At 28.6% G+C, this 6,228-nt stretch carries 6 protein-coding genes; all 6 read right to left on the bottom strand.

What is annotated here, in order from left to right:
- Positions 1-445 (bottom strand): Hsp20/alpha crystallin family protein (locus Q0F58_RS16440; RefSeq protein WP_294378950.1); only part of this gene is annotated, 445 nt, incomplete at its 3' end.
- A gap of 72 nt (positions 446-517) precedes the next feature.
- Entirely contained in the window at positions 518-961 is a 444-nt protein-coding gene (locus tag Q0F58_RS16435; protein WP_294378949.1) for an Hsp20/alpha crystallin family protein, read from the bottom strand.
- 307 nt (positions 962-1,268) lie between these two features.
- Complete coding sequence (locus Q0F58_RS16430) at positions 1,269-2,285, bottom strand: AAA family ATPase (RefSeq protein WP_294378948.1); 1,017 nt, start codon at positions 2,283-2,285, stop codon at positions 1,269-1,271.
- Between the two features lie 194 nt (positions 2,286-2,479).
- Positions 2,480-3,205, bottom strand: a complete 726-nt coding sequence (gene pnuC, locus Q0F58_RS16425) for a nicotinamide riboside transporter PnuC (protein WP_294378947.1) — start codon at positions 3,203-3,205, stop codon at positions 2,480-2,482.
- Positions 3,206-3,262: 57 nt separating this feature from the next.
- Complete coding sequence (locus Q0F58_RS16420; protein ID WP_294378946.1) at positions 3,263-4,732, bottom strand: nicotinate phosphoribosyltransferase; 1,470 nt, start codon at positions 4,730-4,732, stop codon at positions 3,263-3,265.
- A 402-nt stretch (positions 4,733-5,134) separates the two neighbouring features.
- On the bottom strand, positions 5,135-6,052 hold the full coding sequence (locus Q0F58_RS16415; protein WP_294378945.1) for a cation diffusion facilitator family transporter: 918 nt from the start codon (positions 6,050-6,052) through the stop codon (positions 5,135-5,137).
- Positions 6,053-6,228: the final 176 nt, after the last annotated feature.

Here is a 6,228-nt window from a genome sequence, read left to right as displayed (position 1 = left end):
ACTTAATTTCTATGGCTGTACCTTTATCTTCTTTTTTAGCTTCTTTAGGGAGTTCTACCTTTAACACACCATTTTCAAATTTCGCATTAATTTTATCGGCTTCAATATTATCAAAATAAAATGATCTTGTTAATTCTCCATAAGTCTTTTCTTTCCTTACATAATTATTTTTCTTTTCATCACAATCTTCAGATCTCTTTGCTGAAATAACAAGATATTTATTATTATAATTTACACTTATATCCTTCTTATCTACTCCTGGAAGATCAGCACTTACTAAGTATTCTTTATCTGTTTCTTTAATATCTGTCTTAAATTTATTCATTTCATTATTTATTTCAACAGGAGTATAAAAGTCACTGTTAAAGAAGTCATCAAATAAGTCTCCTACATAACCACCTTTATTATTTGAATTATTAGTTTTAAATGGTATTATTCCAAACATATAAAATCCTCCTTTAAGCTTGTAACTAGAACAAGTCGCTAAAAATTATCCAATTTATTTTTTAATTATAAATTATTCTATGAAAATTCCTGAACTGCTGTTTTTTGTTTTACATTCCTTAGGCAATATTACCATGAGCTCTCCATTTTCAAACTTTGCTCTTATGCCTTCTTTCTTTACATTATCAAGATAAAATGATCTTGTTAATTCTCCATAGCTTCTTTCTTTTTGAATGTAGCTATCTTTGCTGTTATCATGACATTCTGATCTCTTTGCCCTGATTGTAAGATTATTATTATTATAATCAAGGCTTATATCATCCTTATTTACTCCTGGAAGTTCTGCACTTACAAGGTATTCATTTTCAGTTTCCCTGACATCTGCATTAAATTTGCTCATATCAAAGTTCATTCCCATTGGTGTTAAAAAATCATCATTAAAGAAATCGCTCATGAAATCTGCTAAACTTACTCCTCTTACATTTGTATCAGTTTTAAAAGGTATTAATCCAAACATACAAACGACCTCCTTTGATATTCTGACTTCTATTTTTGTTTATAAAGATTGAATTAATTTATATCTTCCAAACCAAGTTCATCAATCAGTGATTCTTATTTTTAACCACCTCTTAAATCCCTCTCCTTATCTTTTGTACAAGTACATTATAAAATCAAGGTCAAAGAAAGTCAAAGTTAAACCAAGTAAGTTCTTTTATAAATATAATTTTGAAAATTCACTATATTAAAATATCTCACTAATACTACTTATTTCTTTAATTTTCTTGTATTTTCTATCATAATTATATACTCCTTATTTAAATTCCCTATTCTTCCAATGGTTTCAGCATATTATCAATTAAATCAACAGCTTTTAAAAATCTTTCTTCATAGCTTCCACTAATAACATGATACTTAAATCCTGATTCAGTATAAATTTTTCTTATTTTATCACTGTACATTTTCCTTTCATTTTTAATTTCTTCATTACGTGTTCCATCCTGTACAAATTCAACATCAGGTGTTAAAAATAATATAAGGTCATAGTCATTTATCTTTGCAATTGCATCTGCAAGAACAGCATTTTTTTCTATTCCATCATCTTTTAAAAATTCCATATAAAATTTAGTTATAAGACAATCTGTATCAATAAAAAGAAGTTTATTGCTGCTTTCTTTTAATTTTAACTCTTTATCTTTATGCTCAAGAAGTATTTTCACATAATCTTCTTTAAGCATCATTTTATCAGTTCCAGAAAGTTCTGATAATTCACGTCCAACTTCTTCAAGAAAATTTGTATTATAATATTTAGCAAGATTTATTGTTAAAGTGGATTTTCCTGTACTTTCACCACCAATTAATAATACCTTTTTTACAAAGTATGGTCTCACTTCTAAAGGCAGCCAGTCCCAGTGTCCATAAACATCGTTACGTATTGCTGTTGAACTTATATACTTGTCCCTTTCAAAGACGATAAATTCACTATCAGGATAACATTTATTCCAAAAACTGTTTTCATCATAGTCACTTCCACAAAACACAGCATCAATATGTTTGCCTATCATTTCTTTTACTTTTCTGCAGTCATCATCCCATAAATCTTCAGTATAATCTGCCTTGCTTTCTGTTTTATCTTCCAAAATTAAAATTTTAACATTGCTTAAATGTTTTGTTATCCTGTAAATCCATCTGTATTTGACCCTTATATCTATCGTTTCATACTTTTCTGCCTGAGATATTACAATATACAGTTCCCTGCACATAGTTGCTGCCTTTATAATACATTCAACATGTTTAATATGAAGAGGGTTAAATGCTCCTCCATACATTCCTACATCATACATAATAATTCCTCCCATAAAATTGTTTAATTTCTTGATATGTGAGATTAAATAACATTTGAATTTTATCTCATGAATATAAAAAATATATGTTACAAGATTAAAATCGAACCTAAAATTTATTTGATACATGTAAAAACGTCCAATAAATCTTGCAAAAATTTCATTTCTTAATTACCAATTATAATATACAAATCTTATAAATTATCATATTTGTTTCCTGTGATACTTTGATTTGTACTTTCTTTGTACCATTTTATAAACATAATAATTGCATTAACAAAGTAAACACTCCACATAAGTAATGTTGCCACACTTTCTCCTTCATTAAAGAAAGCCATAATCCACATAAATATTGAAACCCCGTCTACTATAATCCAGATAATCCATTGCTCCATATATCTCTTCATTAATAATACCTGCGCTACAATTGACAAAACTGTACTCATGCTGTCAACATAAGGAAGGGAATCATCTGTATAATGACCTAAAAAATATCCATATACAATTATTCCCAAAACGCTTATAATTCCTATTATAATCTCCATTTTTAAGCTGAGCTTCTGTTTAATAACTTCACCACTTTCACTATTCATATGCTTTTTCCACATAAACCAGCCTATTATATTAGTTGGAAAATAGAATAATAAATTAAGCATAACATCTCCATAATAGGTAGCTTTATATGCTACAATTGCATATAAAACTATGTTTATAGTTCCAAAGATAAAATTAGACATCCTTCCCATTCCGGTAAGGATAACACACATTGTTCCTGTAATAGATGCAATTATCCCAATTGCTGTATCATGAAAATATAAAGATACTCCAAGTATTATTAAATTAGCAATTAACATCCACAAACATTCAGTTTTCTTCCAACAGCTTAGCTCTCTTTTTAAATTTTCTTTCATTACTTCCATAAAATCGTCCTCTTTCTATATATGAAATTTTTTAAGCTTCTTTTATTTAATAATTTTTTATTTTTCAGGCTGACATCTGTGTTTTTCCAGCATTTCATTCTTTAAATTCCATAATTTCAAAGAAAGATCAACATAATATTTCTGAGGATTTACAAAACGTGTTACCTCTTCCCACATACTATTAACTTCATTTAAACAATACTTTTTGATTTCTTCAAGCTCTGGAGTTTTATATACACATTCACCATCTATAAATACAGGCACCTGAAGTTTTCTTGCTTTTATATTTTTAACTTCCTTCTTTTTCCATGTATAAACAGGATCAAATATTTCATAACTATCAGTACTTATTTCTTCACCTTTTAATGTAATAACATCTGCCAATGCTTTATTAGTTTCCTTATCGTACAATCTCCATAACTCCTTATACCCTGGATTAGTTATCTTTTCAGGATTTTCAGAAACCTTTATCCTTGGCATGAATTTTCCTTTTTCTTCTACAGCCGCAAGCTTATATACTCCACCAAAAACAGGTTCTGATTTTGAAGTTATAAGTCTTTCACCTACTCCAAATATATCAATTTGTGCTCCCTGTGCCAAAAGCTCATTTATAATATTTTCATCAAGACTATTAGATACGACTATTTTACAGTCATTAAGTCCTGCATCATCAAGCATTTTTCTCGCTTTCTTTGAAAGATAAGTTAAGTCTCCACTATCTATTCTTATACCTTTAAGCCTTTTTCCCATAGGTTCTAATATTTCCTTAGATACTTTTATTGCATTTGGAATTCCAGACTGAAGCACGTTATAAGTATCTACAAGCAAAGTAGCATTATCTGAATTATTTTTTGCATATGCTGCAAATGCTGTATACTCATCATCATAAAGCTGAATAAAAGAATGTGCCATTGTTCCTGAAGCAGGTACCTTGTAATCTACATCTGTTGCAGTACATGCAGTTCCTGTTGCCCCTCCTATATATGCTGCTCTTGCACCAAGTATTGCCCCATCATATCCCTGTGCTCTTCTTGAACCAAATTCAAGTACTGGTCTTCCTTTTGCAGCTCTTACTATTCTGCTTGTTTTTGTTGCTATAAGACTTTGATGATTTATTGTTACAAGAACCATAGTTTCTAAAAGCTGTGCTTCTATTACAGGTGCAACAACTGTCACTATAGGTTCTCCTGGAAATACTACAGTTCCCTCTGGCAGTGCATAAACATTACCACTAAACTTAAAATCTCTTAAATAATTTAAAAATTCTTCATTAAAAATATTTTTGCTTCTCAAATATTCAATATCCTCATCATCAAAATGCAGATTTTCAATATAATCAATTAACTGCTCAAGACCTGCTGCTATTGCAAATTCAGCATTATCTGGACTTTTTCTGAAAAACATATCAAAACATACTCTTGTATCCTTTTTATTGTCTGCCATAAAAGTGTTGCTCATGGTAAATTCATAAAATTCTATAAGCATTGATAAGTTTCTTTCATTTCTTAATAATCTTTTATTTTTCATAATAAACACATCCCTTTAAATTATTTTTTATTGATTCTGTAAAAATTTAATAATGACATTTTGTTATTAAGTATTTCTAGAATACAGCATTTCATATTATTGTAAAGCCAAATGTTAATAACGTTTTGTCATTAAGTGTTTGTAAAATAAAATTGCATATTTTTAAGCTAATGATTATAGAAATTTTGCAAAAATTTCAGCTTTTATTATGTGTTGCAATATATAATATCAATTCCAATTTATTATGTGATATTATTAACTTTATACTTAATGACGTTTTGTCTTTAACTTGTTATCTATATAATATTCCTATCAAATGGTTTTGTCAATATTTTTTCTAATTTTTTCATATTTATTTTATTAAGCATCAGGAGCGCCTTTAAATAAAGGCGCTCCTAAATTTTATTCCTCTACATCTGGTATAAGCTCTACATATATCTGATCAAATACAGGCTTTAATTCACTAATTATCTCATTTCTTATATTTTTTAATTCAGAAATATTTATATTATTGTCATGACTTCTTATATAAACTTCAACCCATGTCTTTCTACCAGTCTGAATAACATCTAAAAATTGAAGTTTATACATTCCATTTTCAATATATCTTTGTGCTGTTTCACGTATTTCATCCATGATTTCCTTTTTAGGTGCAAACAGAACCAGTTCCTTAAGGCTTATTCCAATCATCCTTACTGGTTCAATAATGAGGCATAAAGACATTATTATTGCTACCACAGGGTCAATATATGGTGCAGCCCATGAAAAGGAAGTTTTCTGCAAAATCATTTGTGCAAAAAAAGCAAATGAAACTCCTAAGCTGCTAAGTACATCCAATTTCCATACATATAATTCTGCACGAATAGAATCTGACTCATATTTTTTTCTGTAATATGAAAGAACCTTATACATAATAAAGCATCCTATAAAGACACAGAATTCAAATATTGCAATGCTTCCCGCATCAACAGCATGTCCCCCATCTAATATTGTATGTAAACTATCAATAAAAAGCTGTATTGTAATAAATAACAGCACACTGTATTTTATGATTATAAACAAGGATTCAATTTGAGCAAATCCATAAGGTCTCTTTTCTGTCACAGGTTTGTACAATAATGGAACCAAAAAAAGAAATGGCCATATCATAATAAGCTCTGTAATATCAAACACAAAATCTATAAGTATTGAACTAGAATTTGTAACATATGCCATTATCCCCTCTACTGCCATAAATAAAATACTTCCAATCAAAGATAACTTCATGATTCTCTTTTCCGTCTGAATCTTTGTTTTTTCTGTTAACTTTATTGTATTCACATCCCCTCGTTTTCTTTCATTTTCCATGATACCTAATTTTTAATAAAACTTCAATGTTGCTTTTATTTTTAATCTTTCTGTTTACATAAATCAAAGTGTTATTGTAACTGTAATAATTAATAAAAATCTGGTTAGAATATATACAGCTTATTCTATTAATAATTGAGGTATTATAA

This window comes from uncultured Clostridium sp., from assembly GCF_934754915.1.
In the GTDB taxonomy this organism is placed as follows: domain Bacteria; phylum Bacillota; class Clostridia; order Clostridiales; family Clostridiaceae; genus Clostridium.
The sequence above is the reverse complement of the archived record's forward strand: the minus strand, read 5'-3'. Positions and strand labels throughout refer to the sequence as shown.